This window comes from Paenibacillus anseongensis, assembly GCF_009757995.1.
GTDB lineage: Bacteria > Bacillota > Bacilli > Paenibacillales > NBRC-103111 > Paenibacillus_E > Paenibacillus_E chondroitinus.
In genome coordinates this window covers 195122-213593 of the sequence record NZ_WSEM01000033.1, presented here as the reverse complement: position 1 = coordinate 213593, position 18472 = coordinate 195122, and the positions used below count along the sequence as shown (strand labels likewise).

At 46.9% G+C, this 18472-nt stretch carries 23 protein-coding genes; 6 read left to right on the top strand and 17 right to left on the bottom strand.

Going from position 1 to position 18472, the window contains the following annotated elements:
• Window positions 1-11: 11 nt before the first annotated feature.
• Window positions 12-803, bottom strand: a complete 792-nt coding sequence (locus GON05_RS31155; protein WP_157324801.1) for an ABC transporter permease subunit — start codon at window positions 801-803, stop codon at window positions 12-14.
• 416 nt (window positions 804-1219) lie between these two features.
• On the opposite strand from GON05_RS31155, the gene cysT reads away from it, so the two are divergent.
• Genes cysT through GON05_RS31135 form a run of 4 tightly spaced genes read left to right on the top strand, consistent with a single transcriptional unit; the run spans window position 1220 to window position 5071 of the window.
• Complete coding sequence (cysT, locus tag GON05_RS31150) at window positions 1220-2026, top strand: sulfate ABC transporter permease subunit CysT (RefSeq protein ID WP_246069225.1); 807 nt, start codon at window positions 1220-1222, stop codon at window positions 2024-2026.
• Window positions 2023-2829 (top strand): sulfate ABC transporter permease subunit, encoded by an 807-nt coding sequence (locus GON05_RS31145; RefSeq protein WP_157324799.1) that lies wholly within the window; start codon window positions 2023-2025, stop codon window positions 2827-2829. Before cysT ends, GON05_RS31145 begins: the two co-directional genes overlap by 4 nt.
• A 13-nt stretch (window positions 2830-2842) precedes the next feature.
• Window positions 2843-3928, top strand: a complete 1086-nt coding sequence (locus GON05_RS31140; RefSeq protein ID WP_157324797.1) for an ABC transporter ATP-binding protein — start codon at window positions 2843-2845, stop codon at window positions 3926-3928.
• 36 nt (window positions 3929-3964) lie between these two features.
• Window positions 3965-5071, top strand: a complete 1107-nt coding sequence (locus GON05_RS31135) for a sulfate ABC transporter substrate-binding protein (RefSeq protein ID WP_157324795.1) — start codon at window positions 3965-3967, stop codon at window positions 5069-5071.
• A gap of 69 nt (window positions 5072-5140) precedes the next feature.
• On the opposite strand, the gene GON05_RS31130 is transcribed toward GON05_RS31135, so the two are convergent.
• From GON05_RS31130 to GON05_RS31075, 12 genes are all read right to left on the bottom strand, one after another.
• The gene (locus GON05_RS31130) at window positions 5141-5935 is read right to left on the bottom strand and encodes a TIGR00266 family protein (RefSeq protein ID WP_127456533.1); all 795 of its coding nucleotides are present in this window, start codon (window positions 5933-5935) and stop codon (window positions 5141-5143) included.
• Window positions 5936-6012: 77 nt separating this feature from the next.
• Entirely contained in the window at window positions 6013-6291 is a 279-nt protein-coding gene (locus tag GON05_RS31125; protein ID WP_157324793.1) for a hypothetical protein, read from the bottom strand.
• Between the two features lie 64 nt (window positions 6292-6355).
• Window positions 6356-6838, bottom strand: coding sequence for an acyl-CoA thioesterase (locus GON05_RS31120; RefSeq protein WP_157324791.1), 483 nt, complete (start codon window positions 6836-6838; stop codon window positions 6356-6358).
• A gap of 36 nt (window positions 6839-6874) precedes the next feature.
• Entirely contained in the window at window positions 6875-8053 is a 1179-nt protein-coding gene (gene purT / locus GON05_RS31115) for a formate-dependent phosphoribosylglycinamide formyltransferase (protein WP_157324789.1), read from the bottom strand.
• Window positions 8054-8207: 154 nt separating this feature from the next.
• Complete coding sequence (locus tag GON05_RS31110) at window positions 8208-10103, bottom strand: nitric oxide reductase activation protein NorD (protein WP_246239599.1); 1896 nt, start codon at window positions 10101-10103, stop codon at window positions 8208-8210.
• Window positions 10104-10127: 24 nt separating this feature from the next.
• Complete coding sequence (locus GON05_RS31105; protein WP_157324785.1) at window positions 10128-11009, bottom strand: ATP-binding protein; 882 nt, start codon at window positions 11007-11009, stop codon at window positions 10128-10130.
• A gap of 73 nt (window positions 11010-11082) precedes the next feature.
• Complete coding sequence (locus GON05_RS31100) at window positions 11083-11316, bottom strand: hypothetical protein (protein WP_157324783.1); 234 nt, start codon at window positions 11314-11316, stop codon at window positions 11083-11085.
• A gap of 136 nt (window positions 11317-11452) precedes the next feature.
• Window positions 11453-12160 carry a hypothetical protein gene (locus GON05_RS31095; RefSeq protein ID WP_157324782.1) on the bottom strand — a complete coding sequence of 236 codons (708 nt, stop codon included), beginning with the start codon at window positions 12158-12160 and terminating at the stop codon, window positions 11453-11455.
• Between the two features lie 22 nt (window positions 12161-12182).
• The gene (locus GON05_RS31090; protein ID WP_157324780.1) at window positions 12183-12338 is read right to left on the bottom strand and encodes a hypothetical protein; all 156 of its coding nucleotides are present in this window, start codon (window positions 12336-12338) and stop codon (window positions 12183-12185) included.
• A 125-nt stretch (window positions 12339-12463) separates the two neighbouring features.
• Entirely contained in the window at window positions 12464-12949 is a 486-nt protein-coding gene (locus tag GON05_RS31085) for a hypothetical protein (RefSeq protein ID WP_157324778.1), read from the bottom strand.
• A 62-nt stretch (window positions 12950-13011) separates the two neighbouring features.
• Window positions 13012-13647 carry a trimeric intracellular cation channel family protein gene (locus GON05_RS31080; RefSeq protein WP_181646366.1) on the bottom strand — a complete coding sequence of 212 codons (636 nt, stop codon included), beginning with the start codon at window positions 13645-13647 and terminating at the stop codon, window positions 13012-13014.
• Window positions 13648-13663: 16 nt separating this feature from the next.
• Window positions 13664-14740: a Gfo/Idh/MocA family protein gene (locus GON05_RS31075; RefSeq protein ID WP_157324776.1), complete on the bottom strand. Its 1077-nt coding sequence runs from the start codon at window positions 14738-14740 to the stop codon at window positions 13664-13666.
• A gap of 291 nt (window positions 14741-15031) precedes the next feature.
• Between GON05_RS31075 and GON05_RS31070 the strand changes: the two genes are divergently transcribed.
• Window positions 15032-15253 carry a hypothetical protein gene (locus GON05_RS31070; protein WP_127451768.1) on the top strand — a complete coding sequence of 74 codons (222 nt, stop codon included), beginning with the start codon at window positions 15032-15034 and terminating at the stop codon, window positions 15251-15253.
• Here GON05_RS31070 and kapB read toward each other — a convergent pair.
• Genes kapB through GON05_RS31055 form a run of 3 tightly spaced genes read right to left on the bottom strand, consistent with a single transcriptional unit; the run spans window position 15250 to window position 16495 of the window.
• Entirely contained in the window at window positions 15250-15639 is a 390-nt protein-coding gene (kapB, locus tag GON05_RS31065) for a kinase-associated lipoprotein KapB (RefSeq protein ID WP_246239597.1), read from the bottom strand. The two genes, GON05_RS31070 and kapB, sit on opposite strands and share 4 nt — an antisense overlap.
• A gap of 18 nt (window positions 15640-15657) precedes the next feature.
• The gene (locus tag GON05_RS31060; RefSeq protein WP_157324772.1) at window positions 15658-15975 is read right to left on the bottom strand and encodes a thioredoxin family protein; all 318 of its coding nucleotides are present in this window, start codon (window positions 15973-15975) and stop codon (window positions 15658-15660) included.
• A gap of 1 nt (window position 15976) precedes the next feature.
• Window positions 15977-16495, bottom strand: a complete 519-nt coding sequence (locus tag GON05_RS31055) for a hypothetical protein (protein WP_127451762.1) — start codon at window positions 16493-16495, stop codon at window positions 15977-15979.
• A gap of 73 nt (window positions 16496-16568) precedes the next feature.
• Here GON05_RS31055 and GON05_RS31050 point away from each other — a divergent pair, with 73 nt between their 5' ends.
• A complete protein-coding gene (locus GON05_RS31050) occupies window positions 16569-16781 on the top strand; it encodes a hypothetical protein (RefSeq protein ID WP_145655009.1) in 213 nt (70 codons plus the stop codon).
• Window positions 16782-16838: 57 nt separating this feature from the next.
• On the opposite strand, the gene GON05_RS31045 is transcribed toward GON05_RS31050, so the two are convergent.
• Window positions 16839-18452 (bottom strand): ABC-F family ATP-binding cassette domain-containing protein, encoded by a 1614-nt coding sequence (locus GON05_RS31045; protein WP_157324770.1) that lies wholly within the window; start codon window positions 18450-18452, stop codon window positions 16839-16841.
• Window positions 18453-18472 lie beyond the last annotated feature (20 nt).

Genomic DNA, 18472 nt, shown 5'->3' with positions numbered 1-18472 from the left:
TCCCCCTCCTTCTAAGATTTCTGAATATAATTGTGATGCCATTTTAACCAACGATTTTCGAAAAACTTGGCAATCAAATCCGAAAGCTTCCCTAATACGGCGTACAAAATTACACATAACACGACGACATCCATCTGCATAAACTCTCTGGCGTGCGTTGCCATATAACCGATACCGGAATCAGCCGCTATTGTTTCAGCAACGATCAGGCTTAACCACATAATCCCCAAGGAGAAGCGGATACCGAGGAGGATGTTCGCCAGCGCTCCGGGTAAAATCACCTTCGTAAATAGTGAGAACCCCCTGAGCCCATACACTTTCCCCATTTCGATTAAACCCGGATCAACGGAGCGGATGCCATGAAATGTATTCAAGTAGATGGGAAAAGCAACACCGAGAGAAACCAGAAATAATTTGGAAGTCTCGCCAATGCCAAACCACATAATGACTAGCGGAATCATCGCAAGATGCGGGATCGTTCGAACCATTTGTACCGAAGAATCAATATATCTTTCCGCGATAGGAAATATCCCGTTAAGCAATCCAATGACAAAAGCAATGCTGCCGCCAATTATAAAGCCCAAAAACGCCCGCTTCGTGCTGACCGCTACATATTCAAAAATAGTGCCGTCCTTAATTACACTGTACAAGGCTTTCACGACTTCCCAAGGTGTCGGTAGAATACGTTCCGATAACCAACCCGTTAAGCCGAGCACCTGCCACAGCAGCAAGATGAGTATCGGTATGACCCAGGGCTGCCAAACCTTGGATTGCGCAAGTGGTGCTGTTCGATTCGCTAGCATGTGAATCCCTCTTTCTTTTCATAAAGTGAAAAGGCGTTTGAAAACAAAAAGACTCCCTGTTCCTGCTTGTAAAATACGAAGCAAGGACGGGAGTCTCCAGTCATCTGGTCGACTTTTTCCGATAACTAATAATTCATATTGTTTTACTCGGATATTGATTGATGCCTATGTTACCATCGCCTATTTGCTTCGTCAATGCTTTTTTCAGAGGCTAGTCCAACTGATGAACCCATTTCCGTATCCTTTCATCTAATGTCAAACATAGATCCTTGTACCTTTGTGTCATTTATAATTTTTTTTGAATAAATCCATAAATATCGGAAATAGGTATATTGACAAATTCGACCACACGCTGTTATAGTCAATTTAAATATTCCGAGTAAAGCACTATGATTAATATTAATGGGTGGTGTAATGTGATTAACAAGGTGTTTAAAGCTACGGTTCGATCTGTGCTTATTGGCTATCTGATTGTGCTACTGCTCATCCCGATTGGCTCCATCTATTTCAAAGGTTTTTCCTTGGGTTGGGAGCCCTTTTGGCAAGAAGTAACAGGACCACTAGCCTGGAAGTCCATTCTACTAACAGTCAAACTCAGTATTGTATCAACAGTTATTCAAGCTATAGTAGGCACCATCATCGCTTATGTTCTTGTAAGATATACATTCCGAGGCAAGAGCATTCTGAACAGTATGGTCGACCTTCCCTTCTCATTGCCAACTTCAGTGGCTGGTCTCATGTTCCTAACTTTGCTTGGACCCTCTAGTCCGCTGGGCGTCTGGCTCGATCACGCCGGCATTAAGCTACTCTACAATCAGACAGCTATTGTGATTGGCTTGGTCTTCGTTACCTTCCCATTCGTCATTCGAACCGTCCAACCTTTGCTAGAACAAATTGATCCCGCTGAAGAACAAGCCAGCTTCACACTCGGCGCCAGCAGGTTCTATACCTTCTGCCGAATTGTTTTTCCAGCTATTGTTCCGGGTATTCTTGCCGGCAGCATGCTTGCCTTTTCTCGATCACTAGCCGAGTTTGGCGCCATTTCACTGATTTCCGGAAATTTACCGGGGAAAACGATGGTGGCTTCGGTCTATATATACGGTGAGACGCAGAACTATAATCCCGAAGGCGCAGCCGCTATTTCTCTTGTGCTCCTTACATTGTCGCTCCTCATTCTATGGATCATCAATGTATTGACACGCGGAAAGGGGCGCCTGGCATGAGAAAAATTTTAATCAGCATTTCGTTTCTTGTCATTTTTCTATTAATTATGCTGCCGTTCCTGGGCATTACCTTTGGCGCCTTTGAAGAAGGTCCACAAGCCTTTATCAACGCACTTGTAAGACCTGAAGCTCTGCACGCTTTGAAAATCTCTTTTATCATCGTCCTTATCGTTACTATTCTTAATACAATTGTTGGTGTTTACGTTTCTCTTGAAATCGTTAGAGGTTCCTGGATCTCCCGCTGGTTGAAACCCGTCATTAATGCGCTGATTGATTTACCTTTTGCCGTATCACCGGTTATCGTCGGTTTAATGGTCATCTTGATTTTCGGGCCAAATACGGCACTGGGCGCATTCTTTGAAGATCATAACATGAAAATTGTGTACGCTATTCCCGGTATGATTCTTGCTACGATGTTCATTACATTTCCTCTAATGGTTCGTGAAGTCGTTCCCTTACTTGAAGAAATCGGAACCCAATCCGAAGAAGCTTCAGCTACGCTTGGCGCTGGTCCATGGCGTACCTTCTTTCAAATCACATGGCCAGGTATTCGTTGGGGCGTCGTTTACGGTCTCATTTTAACCATTGCAAGATCGCTTGGTGAATTCGGCTCTATCTTAGTTGTCTCAGGCAATATCATCAACCAAACGCAGACAGCTACCACACTCGTGTATCAGGATGCCGAGCAGTTCCAGCTTGTTGCAGCGAACAGTGTCGCATTTGTGCTAGGACTCATCTCGATTACTATTTTGTTAACACTTGAATGGTTAAAACGAAGAAGCGAAAAAGTAAGCAGTCATTAAGGAGGAACCCTGTATGCATATCGAAGTTAAAAATTTAAATAAAAATTTCGGATCCTTTCATGCCATTAAAGATGTTAATTTCAGCATAACGAAAGGGCATCTCGTTGGTTTGATCGGTCCCAGCGGCGGCGGTAAAACGTCCATTCTGCGCATGTTGTCCGGCCTCGAGAGCCCGACGACAGGTGACATTTATTTCGACGGGAAGCTTGCTACACATCTGCCTGTTCAAGAAAGAGGAATTGGCTTCGTTTTTCAAAGCTATGCCCTTTTTAAACATATGACCGTGTTTGACAATGTCGCTTACGGCCTCAAAGTTCTCAAAAAGCCGAAGGAATTCATTCATGACCGAGTGACCTATCTGCTGAATTTAATGGGGCTTGCCGGCAATGAGCGCAAATACCCTCATCAGCTTTCCGGTGGACAGCGCCAACGGGTTGCTTTCGCCAGAGCATTGGCTCCAGAACCTCAACTGCTGCTGCTGGATGAACCTTTTGCCGCTATCGACGCCAAAATTCGTAAAGAACTGCGCCTCTGGCTGCGTAACCTGATCGATGAATTTAAAGTCACGACCCTCTTCGTTACGCATGACCAAGATGAAGCCATCGAAGTTGCTGATGAAATCATTCTCGTCCAAGGCGGGAAAATCGAGCAGCAAGGCAGTCCTTGGGAAATTTATACGAAACCGGCATCCTCATTCGTGGCGTCTTTCATCGGTGAATCTAATGTGATCTCACAATATACGCCTCTAGTCGGGTTCCCTTACTTAGATGAGATCCAGCAGGACGGCAAATGGCTGCCGGGTGTGAACGTGTTGATTCGACCGGAAGCTATTGAGGTTCGCCCTCATGACGTGAGCCATCTGGCAACCGCTGGAGAGAAAGGGAAAGTGACGCATGTCCACTTCCGCGGGGATTCCTGGTATCTAGAAATCGATACTGGCGCCATTAAGCTATTCGCATATCAATCCGTAAAAGAAAAAATTTATCAACCAGGCGATGACGTGAATATTTTGATCCATCAAATTTCCGTCTTCACCAAAACCGAGAATATTGTCATTGAAAATCAGGCTAAACAAGATCCGCTGCCTGTTTTTATATAAAAAAATAAGCTTACACATGAAGGGGAGTTGTAAACCATGAAAAAATTCAAATCACTAGGTCTTGTCACTGCTGCGTTATTCACTGCAAGTATCGCGCTTACGGCATGCGGCACAGGTACAAAATCGGCCAGCACACCCGCTCCATCTGCCGCGGCAACAGCTGCAGCTACAACAGCGGCAAGCTCTGCACCTAAAGCTGAAAAAGTAACGATCACAATTGGCGCTTATTCCATTCTTAAAGATTCATTTGACGTCATTTTACCGAAATTTAAAGAAGAGTGGAAAAAGAAAACCGGCCAAACCGTAGAATTCCAAGAATCCTATGTGGCATCCGGTTCGCAAGCTACCGCGATTATCCAAGGTTTTGAAGCGGATATCGCCCCTCTTTCCCTTGAAGGTGACATCCAAAAAATCGTAGAAAAAGGCTTGATCACGCACGACTGGAAAAACAACCCTTATAAAGGCAACATTACTGCTTCGATCGCAGCAATCGGAGTTCGTGAAGGCAATCCAAAAGGCATCAAAGACTGGACTGACTTAACAAAACCAGGCGTGGAAGTGTTGATCCCGAATCCAAGCACGTCCGGCGGAGCCAAATGGGACATTAACGCCATTTATGGGGCTGGATTGAAAACTTCCGAAGCGGCTGGCAAAAAAGATCCTGCGTTCGCCAAGGATTATTTGGCCAAAGTCTACAAAAACATCAAAGTGCTTGATAAAAGCGGCGCCGATTCCCTTGCGACCTTCGACAAAGGCGTAGGCGATGCCATCGTCACTTATGAAAATGAGCTCATTTCCCGGATTCAATCCGGTAAAAAATATGTAGAAGTAATCCCGCAGTACACGACGACGATTGAAAACCCAGTTGCACTCATTGATAAAAACGTAGATAAACACGGAAACCGTGAAGCGGTTCAAGCATTCCTCGAATACCTATGGAGCCCTGATGCTCAAAAAGTATTTGCTGATAAAGGCTTCCGCTCCGTACTTCCTGAAGTTGCTAAGCAGTATGAGAAAAACTACACTACACCTGCCGGCGTATTCAATATCGAATATCTTGGCGGTTGGGATAAAGTCAACAAAGAATTGTATGGTAAAGGCGCAATCTGGGAAACAATCCTCGCAGAAGGCGGAGCCAAGTAAAACAGTTACAAAAAAGCCCGGAGCGAGTGTCAGATTCGCTGCCGGGCTTCTTTGTGCGGACGAATGAACTTATCTTCCGTCCCCATCCAATAAATTGCCTAAACCGCCTAAGATACTTCCCTCTTCTTTCCTGCCGCCTGGTCTTGATGCCGCTGCCATCCGATCTGCCAGCCTGCTGAATGGCAAAGATTGAATCCATACACGCCCAGGACCTCGAAGCGTTGCGAAGAATAAGCCTTCACCGCCAAATAGCGCTGTTTTCACGCCCTTCACCATCTCGATGTCATAATCCACATCTTGCGTCATGGCAACCAAACAGCCCGTATCTACGCGAATGACTTCACCTGGACGAAGCACACGCTCGCAAATCGAACCGCCAGCATGAACGAAGGCCAAGCCATCGCCTTCAATTTTCTGCATAATAAAGCCTTCGCCGCCGAAGAAACCAGCCCCCAGCTTACGCTGAAACGCAATACCAACAGAAACGCCTTTCGCTGCGCAAAGGAAGGAATCTTTTTGACAGATGAGTCGTCCCCCCAGCATCGACAAGTCCATCGGAATAATTTTACCGGGATATGGCGCTGCAAAACTAACTTGCTCTTTCCCGCCACGGCTTTGGTTCGTGAACACGGTCATAAATAAGCTTTCGCCGGTTAATAACCGTTTGCCCGCTCCCAGAAGCTTGCCCATGAATCCTTTATTATCGCTGCTGCCGTCACCAAAAATCGTCTCCATCTGGATGTTCTGATCCATCATCATCATGCTGCCAGCTTCCGCCACAACGCTTTCACCCGGGTCGAGCTCAATTTCTACGTACTGCATTTCATTGCCTAAAATACGATAATCAATTTCATGTGCATTCATTGTGAGATTACCTCCGAATAGTTTAAGTTGAAAATAAAACCGATTTATTTCTAATACGCTGTTGGAGATGACAGGTTTCAAGGGTTTCTTATTTTCTTCGTTACATAGCTCCCCGAGAAATAGGTAACGACACCAATCACCATGATGATGATAACTTCAGCCACCACTTCAACAGGTGCAGCTTTAACCCCAAAAGCAACTTGATGACTTCCGAAGGTATCAATCGCAGAATACGAATCAAGGATGTCCGGCACGTATTTCCAAGTGAGATAGACGCCCATCAGCATTTGAAAAGCATAGTACACAATAACTAAAATAATGGCGAAGATCAAAGATCGAAATATCTTTCTTTTCATGAATAGCTCCTATAAAAAAAGCAGACCCCGTAAGGGATCTGCTCGATGTGGAAGTCAATGTCGACTACAGTTGTAAATTTCGCTCCTCTTTCCGCAGCTTGCGTGCGGCATACCGCATCTCAGCCGTTTCGAAAAGTCGTTTCTCCTCTTCCGTCTCGGGGATAATGCCCGGAACCGCAACAGGCTGGCCATACTCATCCAGAGCGACGAAAGTTAAATAGGAATTGGCTGTGCGTTTTTTTTCGCCGGTCAACAGGTTTTCCGATTCAATTTTCACGAATACTTCCATGGAGCTCCGGTGCGTCCAGGTGACGAATGCCTCTAGTTGAATAGCCTCACCAAGTTTAACAGGCGCATAAAAGTCCAAGCTGTCGCTTGAAGCGGTGACAACCCCCCTGCGCGAATGACGCATGGAGGCGATTGTTGCAACTTTGTCGATGTACTGCATCACACGTCCGCCAAACACGGTATTGTGATAATTGGTGTCAGCAGGCAAAATAATTTCGGTCAACACGGTTCGGGAGAGTCTTGCTGGTTTAGCTTCCATGTCGTTTCCTCCTGATGGCTGATCATGTATGATTTCTTATTCGTAGTTTAGTTTAAGCTTGCCTGCGGCTTGCTTTGCCAGACTGCGCGCTTCCTCAACAGATTCCCCGCTGCTGAGCGCAACTGCCATACGGCGGCCGACTTTCGTCTCCGGCTTGCCAAAGACGCGAACTTGCGTATTCGGAACGGACAACGCTTCTTCTAGCCCGCTGATTGTATATTCCACTTGCTCGCGATCTGCCTTGAGCGTGTAGCTTGCCCCTGGCGTTAATAGACGAATGCCCGTAATCGGCAATCCAAGAATCGCTCTCGCGTGCAGAGCAAATTCGCTCAAATCCTGTGTCGCCATGGTAACCATCCCCGTGTCATGCGGACGAGGCGATACCTCACTGAAGTACACGCCATCTTTAGTCAAAAATAGCTCAACGCCATAGAGGCCGTAGCCGCCAAGTGCGTCTGTAATCGTTTTGGCCATATGCTGCGCATCAAGAATTTGCTGCTCCGTCATGGCGTGCGGCTGCCAGGATTCGATGTAGTCCCCGTCTTTTTGGATGTGGCCGATGGGCTCACAATAGGTCGTTCCGGAGACAGAGCGAACAGTTAGCAGCGTGATTTCAGACTCAAAATGAATGAATTCTTCAACAATGACGCGAGCGTTCTTAGCACGTCCGCCCTCCATGGCAATGTTCCACGATTGTTCCACATTTTCAGGCGTGCGGCACACACTTTGACCTTTACCGGAGGAACTCATGATCGGCTTAATAACGCAAGGCGTCCCGATTTCCGCAACAGCAGCATGCAGCTCTTCAAGGCTGTTGGCAAAAGCATACTTGGCTGTTCTCAGTTCCAACGTTTCGGAGGCAAGACGGCGAATGCCTTCCCGGTCCATCGTTAATCGAGAGGCAGTTGCTGTTGGGATTACCCGGTAACCTTCTTTCTCAAGTTCTACAAGCTCAGGTGTAGCAATGGCTTCAATTTCAGGTACGATTAGATCCGGCCGCTCTTGCTCGATCAAAGCCCTAAGCTGCTCCCCGTCTAACATATTGATCACATGGCTGCGATGCGCGACTTGCATAGCCGGAGCATGCGCGTAACGATCCACGGCAATGGTCTCAATCCCCAGGCGCTGTGCTTCGATGACAACTTCCTTCCCGAGCTCTCCTGATCCCAGCAACATGATTTTCTTCGCTTTGTTTGATAATGGTGCACCGTACATGAAATGATTTCCCCCTTAATGTTTTCCAAACGGAAGTAAACTTATAACAGCAAATGGATATGTATGTAAATAAACATAACAAGAATGGCATAAACAGGGTAATTAGCCAGTTATCCTGCGCAAATACCCTGATCTATTGTAAAGGATTTCGACATTAAAAGATAGATTTCAGCAAAAGTTTGCGTAAAATCGGCACGAGCTGCTCGGTTAACTCCTCCACACGTGGCACAACTATGCTGCTTCTCCCATACATATTGCGCATCGCAGCCCGTTCGGTTTCGTGAACGGTACCTCCGCTCGCCAAAAAGATGGAAATGACCTCGATCCCCAGCCTCCGTGCTCGCATTACAGCTTCGTAGGTATCCAAAATGCCTACGTCATTATAATTCGCTGCGGACGGTTCTCCATCCGAGAATACCAAGAGGATGCGCTGCCGCTCAGCACGCCGCAGCAAGCGCTCTGTCATGCAGCGGATCGCGAAGCCGTCGCGATTGTCCTGCTGCGGCTCGAGCTGCATGAGAGCCGCACCGCTGCCAGGAGCGAGGGAGGAGCTGAAGTCCACGGCAACCTGGAACAGGTTGGGCGCTTCATGCTCCGTCACGCGGTCCGCATCCTCCCAGAATCCCACGATTTCGTGGGGGATTCGCAAGGACTGGAGGGTCTCGTGGAATAATACGAGTCCCAGTTTGGTTTCGTCCATTTTGTCGTACATGGACGCGGAGCAGTCGACAAGCAGCGCGAATGCGGCGTCGAGCTGCGGGATCGGCGCGCGCTTCTTATAGAAGAGGCGCGGCATCTCTTGTGTGAAGGCTCGCGTCAGCCGCTTATCGAGCCGCCCGAACAGCCGATCGCCGCGCGGGGCTATCCGCTTCTGCTCCAGCGTGCGCCGAATCGCACGCTGCAAGGGCTTCGCGAGCGGCGCTGCGCGCTCGCTCAGGCGCCTGAAGGCGGCCTCCTGCGCAGCAGTTGGCCGCTCAGGCGCCAGCCAAGTCGCCGTCGCGAACGCGGCGACTGCGCCCTCTCCGTGCCCCGCGGCAGCGGGCACGGGAGCCTGTCCGCGCCGCTCGCCGGAGGCGGCGCCGGTGCGCTGGGCGCGCAGCGAGCGCCCCTGGGCGATGGCGAGCGCCTGATCGGCCGCGTCGCCCTCGCGCGGCGCAGAACCGAGCGCGGCGGTGCGTGAGCCGCGCTCCAGCTCAAACCGCAGCAGCCCCGGGCTGCGGTCGCTGCTTTCGCGGTGCCAGGTCGGCAGGCGCTCCTGGCCCGGCAATTGACGCTCCCCGTCCTGCTCGGGGAGCACATCATCGTTGGCGAGCCGCTTAGCGCGCTTCAGCTCGCCTTGATACCCCGCGGGCAGCGGCTCCGCCACGCCGCCCCCCGGCTGCATCCAGAAATACGCGGAACTCGCATCTCTATCCAGCCAATAAGATAGCGCGTCCATCATTTCCTCACAGCCAGCAGCTACTTGGGCCGTATGTTCGGCTTCCTCGATGCCTTCTAAAATCGGATATAACGATGTGAGCCGCGCATTCAAACCCACGCTTTCCGCAGCGCTCCACTCCGCTCCGGTAAACCAGCCGTAAATCAATAAAAGGACGGCATCGGCCAGTTCGCCTTTACTCAAATGCGCACGCAATTTATGACCAAAATAAGCTCCATAAATACGATGCCGCACAGCGAATACTCGCGTCGTCCCGGGTCTGCGCGCACGGCAAATACGCTCCAAACGCATATCCTCACACAAGGCAAAAAGCGAGTTTGCCAGCTTGGGGAGGGATGCTTGTTGACTACCCTTAAGGTAGGACTTTACAACCTCTGCGCTGGTAAACCATGCTGTTCCAATGCCTCGGAGGTACACATCGCTTTTCATCCCCGCAGCTTTATCCAATGGCGGATAATCCCACCAGAACTGGCTAACGGTCATACGAGCCGAGTTTTCTTCATAATCAGCGTGAAAGGCGGCTTCCACCTCAAGCTCCTTGCGTTTTGTGAACATGCGGGCTAAATCCACTAACTGCATTTGCAGATTAGCGTCGATTTTATCCTCAAGCATACTTATTTTTCCTACAAACATGGCTTAAAATAACGTTTCAGCCGCATTGATCACAGCCGCACGTTCCCTTTCATCCTCCAATTTGTCGGCAATTGCTCTCGCCACTGCTCGCATCGGCGGAATATAAGCCGTAAGATCACAAGCATCGAGCAATGCTCGGATCGACCCCGCTTCATCAGGCAGCTGCCCCATCTCGATTAAGGTTAACAAATCAGCCGATAGCTGCACATAAGTTCTCAATTGCTTGTCGTCACGCAAAACAGACTTGCTTTTCAAAAGCTTGTACAACGCTTCCCCTTGCAAATAAGGAATATCTACGGTCACAAACCTGTTTTTCAATGCTTCGTTCAATGGCACGGTTCCCATATAGCCTTCATTAATCGCAGCAACCACTCTGAAATCAGGGTGAGCGGTGATAACTTCCCCAGTGAATGGATTCGTAATCGATCTCCGATAATCCAGAACACCATTGATGAGTGACAAGGTCTCCGGTTTTGCCATATTAATTTCGTCTATGTATAGAAAATGTCCCTTCGTCATCGCTTTCATGATCGGTCCAGGAATGAAAACAATCTCTGAACGGCCTTGCTCGTCATGGGACAACGTTTTGAACCCGAGTAAAGCTTCGGCATCCAAATCCGTTGAACAGTTTACGGCGTGCATCGGTTGATTAAAAATCGCCGAAACATGCTCGGCAAGCTTCGTTTTTCCCGAACCTGTCGGGCCTTTGAGCAGGACATTTTTACCCAAGAAAAGCGCAATAACACTATCGATCAGAATATCTTCCCTAGGCGCCTCAAAGGCAGCTGCCCCGATTAATTTCGCATCCTCTGCGGTCGCGTTCGTCTGTGCTCTCTTTTGTTCCAGCTGCTCACGGATATCTTGCGGTATAGCTTCTGTTAACATATTCGCTAATGTTCCTCTCCTGATTCCTTTGTTCTCTTACTATTTATCAGGAAAGCTAACGTTGTCAAGCCTTTCAAGGCAGCCACGGTTGTTCGATAACCGAATATGAGTAGAATGCCATCGCTTCTCCACATTTGGGGCAGATTGGCTTGGATGGCAACTCGTTATACAGCTGCGCCAATGCATAAGAGGTTTCCCCATTAATGGCTTGGATGACATCATCGGGATGTACATAGTCACATTGGCGTGAACTGCAGTAAGCTCGAACTTTAAATTTATTGCTCATTTTTAAATGTTGACGTGTCATGCCGATCAATCACAGTCTTCTGCCCAATCATCGTCATACTCCTTTTTTTCTAATTCGTGGACCATCCGGAAACTATGACAAAACCCTCAGCAGGAAGCTGAGGGAGATGAGTGAAGCTTTCGCAAATGGTCTTATTTTAAGGCAGCGTGTTTCTTTGGCCCGTAGAGTAGCTTGGGAAAGCATACTGGATCATAGTGTTAAATTCGTTGAGATACGTATCCATATGTTTGTTGTTTTGCTGCTGAGCATCATAATACATCATGCGGTTCACGAAATGCGGGTTCGTAGAAATGAAAATATTTGCTTCCGGATAAATCCGTGTGAGCAAACTCCTGATGGCGCTAGCGCTTTCTGCTGGCAAAGGCTTGGCCGAGAGCCAATCCATCTGAGCTCCGGCTCCTGAACCGAACAACCCAGCCCCGGTTTCCGGGTCGTTTGTTTTACTAAGCATTTTCATGCCGTCATTATCGGCACCCATGGCTTGCATCCCGCCCATATCTACCGCAATATAAATGTTGTTATCCGTAAATGCAACAGCTGTGTTCCCGAGGTGAGCCGCTTGAATAATGCTATCTGCCAAATCACGGTTCATCGTCAAATGTGTATTTGTGTGCGCTTTAACGTTATCAAGCGTAGATCGCTGCATCGAAGGCAGCGGGGATTGATTAACACTTTTAGCGCCCAGTGAAGAATTCTCATTGTTCCTGAGACTCGTATCCCATGAGCCCGCATTCGGATTTGAGGAACTTGCTCCTGCATGATTGTTCGGACTTGCGGCGGTGCAGCCAGCGGCTGTGCTTACTAACACGATCGAAAGTGTAAGTTGGATCAACGTTTTTTTCATCTAAAAGCTCCCCCTTCTTTCTTTATTTCTTGCTGATGTCCTTCGTTTCCGGTGTGTAAGCAATTAAGGAGATCTCATACCCCAATTGCTCTCTCATCCGGGATTCAAGCCTGCGTAGATCTTCCAACAGATCTTCATGTGCCCCTAGATTAGCGAATTGATATGACTCTATACTCATCATTTCACCCTCCTTCCTGAAAAATAACGATTAGCTTTAATATGGTCATTTATCCCCTTTTTTACTAAATAATAAAAAAAGCCCGCCTCCAATTGATTCATTGGCAAGCAGGCTTTAACAACATCCTAATCTTCTTTTTTACGAGTTTCGTCCAATTCTTCGAGCAATTTTCGAACCGCATCCGGATCAGCCGAACCGTTTTCTTTAAAAGCTCTCAGCTTGTTTAGCAAATCCGCAGCGATAGCTTCGTCCTCTGACTGCTCAGCTTCATGCGTGGGGTCGAACCAGATGTAGAAACCTTCCGGGCCATTGCGCAGAAAAGCTTTACGCCAAAACTCCGGATACGCATAACCCTGCTCTCCAAAAATCATTCCGAGCACATCATCGCTGTCAATCGGCAGCAAATAATGAAACGACTCCGGCTCTCCGGTATTTGTGAAATCGCGGTGCATGTAAGCATAATGGAGATAATGCTCACCCGTTTCTGAATCTTTGGATACTTCATACAGATCCAATTCTGTCTGAAGCAATTCTTTTACAGGAACAATGCGTGCTGCCATCGTTTCAGCGGAAATCTTTTGATGGTGAAGGAATGATGCTTCCTGTTCCATTTTTAATCACCTCTTTCCTCATCTTGATTTTTTAAAATTTATCCAGGTATTTAGCGGTTAAGCTATGAGTCTGATCTACGTGTTGATGCCGCGATTGCATTGCGCAAAGAACGTTTTGGCAGCTTCCATTTATAAAATACGGATAACATTCTCAAAATGACGATAAGTGCAAAAAGCACGGATATCTGCCAAGCACCTTGCGACCAGCCCAAACCAACCAATGCACCGGCCAGCATGCCCCATACGGCATAGATTTCGTCCTTCAGTACAAGCGGCTTACGGCCAGCCAGTACGTCCCGGACCATTCCACCGCCAATCCCCGTTAATACGGCTGCTACGATGACAGCACTTAAAGGATGCCCCATATTCGTTGCATAGAACGCACCTTGAATGGAGAAGGCTGCCAAACCGATAGCATCAAAGAAAGCTTCCCACGTCTTCCACACCCGAATGTATTTGACAGGCATCAAGAAAACTAAAGTCATAGCAAATAAGGCGATTTGAAAATATAACCCTTGCTCCCATAGCAAAACGACGGGTTTGCCAATTAGCAAATTTCGAATGACACCGCCGCCGAATGCCGTTACGAGCCCAAGAACATAGACCCCTAGAATATCATATTCCTCTTCCATCGCAACAATCGCTCCACTGACTGCGAAAGCGATCGTCCCGATGATGCTAAATAACTCCCAATTCACTTGCTGCAGCCCCTGTCTACTCGATGTCCCAATTCAATTTAACTTCATTGCCGGTTTGTGAGGATTGGTAAATCGCATCTAGAATTAAATTATTCGTATAACCTGTCATCACAGAGGTAATTGGTTGTTGACCGCTTTCGATACACGATAGGAAATGTCTCAGCATACGCACACGAGGTCCTTCGTCCAGCTCAGGCACAGTCAGATCCACATCCGCTTCGCGGTCAAACATTTCTGCAAGAAGCTTACCTTTATTGCCGCGAATCGAAGCGCCTCCTTCGGAACCAAGCAGCTGCACGTAAGGCTGGCTATCCGTTTCGATGAGCGCAGCCCAGCTGACATCAAGCGATAGGGTTGCACCATTATCGAGCTTAATCAACGCTGTAGCCAAATCTTCTACATCATATTGCCCTTCCCAGTTCGGTGTCCCCCAAGAGCCGATCCCTTTTTTGCGCGGACCAAATTCCGCATAGGTTGCCCCATAAACCGAAACCGGTTTTGGATTCCCCATCAAATAGAGGGATAGATCTAACATATGTACACCTAGATCAATTAACGGACCGCCGCCCGATTTCCCCATCTGTGTAAACCAGGTTCCCCAGCCCGGAATCCCTTTACGTCTCATCCAGCCTGCTTTGGCATGATAAATATGGCCTAGTGCGCCTTTATCAACCTGTTGTTTGACGGCCTGTGAAAGAACCTCCCACCGCAGCTGGTGTGGGATCATCAACACTTTGCCTGCCTTGCGCTCTGCTTCTACAATTTGTCTAGCCGATTCGAGATTAAGCGCCATAGGCTTCTCCAGCATGACATGTTTACCTGCTTCTAGCGCTTGAATGGCTAAAGGCGCATGCCACTCATTGGATACAGCAATAACAACCGCATCAATGCTTGGATCAGCGAGAAGCTTGTCCGAACTTTCATATACCTTCTCAATGTTATACTGCTTAGCTCTGGCCTCTGCGAGTGGTAAGTACACATCCGTTACCGCGGCAATTTCTGCCTCCGGCACTTTTTTTATCACTTCCATATGTACATTTCCGATGTTTCCGGAACCGATAATCCCGATTCTGATTGGTTTTCCTGCTGTCATCTAAATCCCCCCAAAAACATGTTTGATTACAATCTTTCTTATTATAATTGTGCTTATCTTTCCCCGCAACCGCCAATCTATCGCTCAGTTGAATCAAATGCAGACGGGTATCCCGATTAATTTCAAAAGATTCTTTGGGAACTAGCCCTCTCTCGCTATTCTTTACATATAATAAGATGCTAAAACTTTTTTAATAGTTTGTCTCACACATACTTAACATTTGAAATGTATCCTAAATATGTAGACCAGCTGGTACTTTTTCCAGATGGAAGACGTGAAGGAGGGCTTAACATGCAAGCAGTTACCATTAAATTCAAAAACAAATCCATTCCCGTGCTTAATTTCACACATCGCAGTTCACATATGGAATTGTTGTCCAGTAAGCTGAAGGAGTTTGAACTTCATTTCGAATTTCGCCGCAAATTAAAAATGATCTCGCTCATCGAGATCATTGGTGATGTCGCTATTTTCAAGTATAACGACGGAACAAAATTGTATTTAGAAGTTTCTTAATTCGACTTTGGGAAATATTCTTGCTGCAATTGACTAAGCTCCTGAAGAGAGCGCCTAGCCCATGCTTCCATTTCCGACAGCTTAGAGATTTGAGCCATTAGCGCTCTCTCCAGTGATACTTGATATTCGGGAATAGCGCCCGCATAGGAACGTATCGTTGAAATTGGCATTAAAGCAATCTCCTGGAACGATAACGCCCGTCTTTGATGAAAAAAAGCAACGTTTGGGTCCATTGGATTATGCAAGTCCCCTTGAGTTGGATGTTCTTTTACAGCCAAGATGCGCACTGCCGCTTTCATTGTACTCGACATTTCCACTATTTCACCATAATAAACCCCAGTCTTATACTCAGCAATGACGTGATCTCCTATTTGAAAGCTGCTCATTCTTATCATCTCCTATAGTTATTTGCTGCTCAGTGGCAGCAGTTTGCGATATAGCTCATCCACCGATTGCATGCGGTAAATCAATTGTTTGTCATGTCCCTGTTCAAAAATAGCAATGCACGGCACGCTGGTCACTTGCCATTCACGGCTAATTTGCGGCAGAAAATTAATATTGCTTTTATAAAGCGGCAAAGAAGGCTGCATGGTCATAATGATCTCCAGCATACGTTCAGTCACTTTGCAGGTTCCACAAAACGGCGTGTACAAAAATACAGAAAAGGACTCCTCCTGCCTGTTAACGATCTCCAACAATTCCTGTTGAGACAGTTCCTTCATGCTAACCTCCTCGTTCATCTAACCAAGCCAAACTGTCAGCCGCATAACCGATCAGATGGGGGAAATCATCCAAATGGCTTTCATCGATTTTTCTGCCGAATGAAAGTGTAATTTGATTATGATAAACCAACGGAAAAATGCCGTATTTGTAAGAAAGAAGTTGTGTGATTTGTGGACGATGCTCCCAGATGAGGCCTAACTGCTCTTCGATATGCTTACATTCCATTTCCGGGTTCTTAACCTTCGTGAAAAGCTTAATCGTAAGCGTACATCCCGGTTTAGCTGTAGGATTCTCTAAAATTTCAGCAGCCAAATCGCTTAAATGAACATGCAAATTGATTTCAGCTTTGCTCGGCTTGTCGATCTTTCTTGCAAATTCAATCGCATACGTTCGGGACATGGAAGACAGATCCACAAGATCTTCCCGGCGTGTGATAATAATTTTGCCATCCAAATCCAAGTCGTAGACGGCTCCTTCCAAAACAACCTTAATGTTGTCATAGATCGTTGGGTCAAACATCGTTCACACCTTCTTTCATCTTTTGTTTGATTCGATTATACTATTAACATATCACGGTAAAGAAGGTGTTTCTATGTCAGACAAGCCACAAGATCAGCTGGAAGAACAACAGGGTCCTAAGAAAGTAAGCCTAGCCGATGCCATCAAACAAAAGTTAGCTCAGAAGAAAGCGGATCAAGCCGCAGCACGTGCAAACCCTAAACAAGCAGGCAATACCAACCAAAGTGCCAAAAGTCAAATGACGAAAAAAGTAAATAATCAACGCCGTCGTACTGGCGGAAGCTAGAGCTATGTAGGTAAAAGCGCCCTGAGAGTCAAACATCAGGGCGCTTTTCATTTGTTCTTATGCGTATTGAGCTTCGCGCAATTTTTTCACATCTTCACTTTCCAGGTATTCATCATACGTAAGCATTTTATCGATGAATCCTTTTGGTGTAATTTCCATGACGCGATTTGCGATCGTTTGAATGAACTGATGGTCATGGGAAACGAACAACATCGTGCCGTCGAAATCAACAAGGCCGTTATTAAGCGCTGTGATGGATTCCAGATCCAAGTGGTTCGTAGGCTCATCAAGAATGAGAACATTGGCACCGCTTAGCATCATTTTGGAGAACATGCAGCGTACTTTTTCTCCCCCGGAAAGAACGTTAGCTTTTTTCAAAGCTTCTTCACCAGAGAACAACATACGTCCTAAGAAACCACGAAGGAATGACTCGTCTGGGTCTTTGGAATACTGGCGAAGCCAATCCACCAAGTTTAATTCGGAATTGAAATATTCTTGACTATCTTTTGGGAAATACGCTTGTGAAGTTGTAACTCCCCATGTGTACGTGCCCGAGTCTGCTTCCATCTCACCCATGAGGATTTTGAAAAGCGTCGTTTTGGCGATACCATCCGGACCAACAAACGCAACTTTATCCCCTTTGTTAAGCGTGAACGTGATATTATCCAAAACTTTAACGCCATCAATCGTTTTGGAAATACTTTCAACAGCAAGCAGCTGCTTCCCAGCTTCACGCTCACCTTTGAAGTGAATGAACGGATATTTACGGCTGGAAGGACGAATATCTTCAAGAGTAAGCTTCTCAAGTTGTTTTTTACGGGAAGTTGCTTGCTTGGATTTGGATGCATTCGCACTAAATCGAGCGATAAAAGCTTCCAATTCTTTACGTTTTTCTTCTGTTTTCTTATTAGCATCTCTTGTAAGTCTCAGAGCCAATTGGCTGGATTCATACCACCAATCATAGTTACCCACGTACATTTGAATTTTACCAAAATCAATATCCGCAATGTGTGTACATACTTGGTTCAGGAAATGACGATCATGGGATACAACGATAACGGTGCCTTCAAAACGTGCTAGGAAGTTCTCCAGCCATTTAATCGACTCTAAGTTCAAATGGTTGGTAGGCTCATCGAGCAGCAAAATGTTCGGATTGCCGAACAACGCTTGCGCCAAGAGTACACGAACCTTCTCGTTACCGTCGAGGTCTTTCATCTTCGTATCATGCAAGGAAGTTGGGATGCCCAGACCAATTAGTAGTTCTGCCGCATCGGATTCCGCCTGCCAACCGTCCAGATCCTGGAACTCACCTTCGAGTTCAGCAGCTCTCATACCATCTTCTTCAGAGAAATCCGCTTTTGCATAGAGCGCATCCTTCTCTTCCATGATTTTGAACAAACGAGCATGCCCCATCACAACGGTTTTCAAAACTTCGATTTCGTCAAACTCGTAATGGTTTTGTTTTAGAACAGCCATTCTTTCCCCTGGAGTGATCGATACTTCGCCTGTGTTCGGCTCAATTTCACCAGAGAGAATTTTTAGAAATGTGGATTTTCCTGCACCGTTCGCGCCGATCAGACCATAACAGTTACCTGGAGTAAATTTAATATTAGCGTCTTCGAAAAGGGCTCTTTTGCCGTAACGAAGCGTTACGTTATTAACATTAATCATGTGGAATACTTACCTGCCTT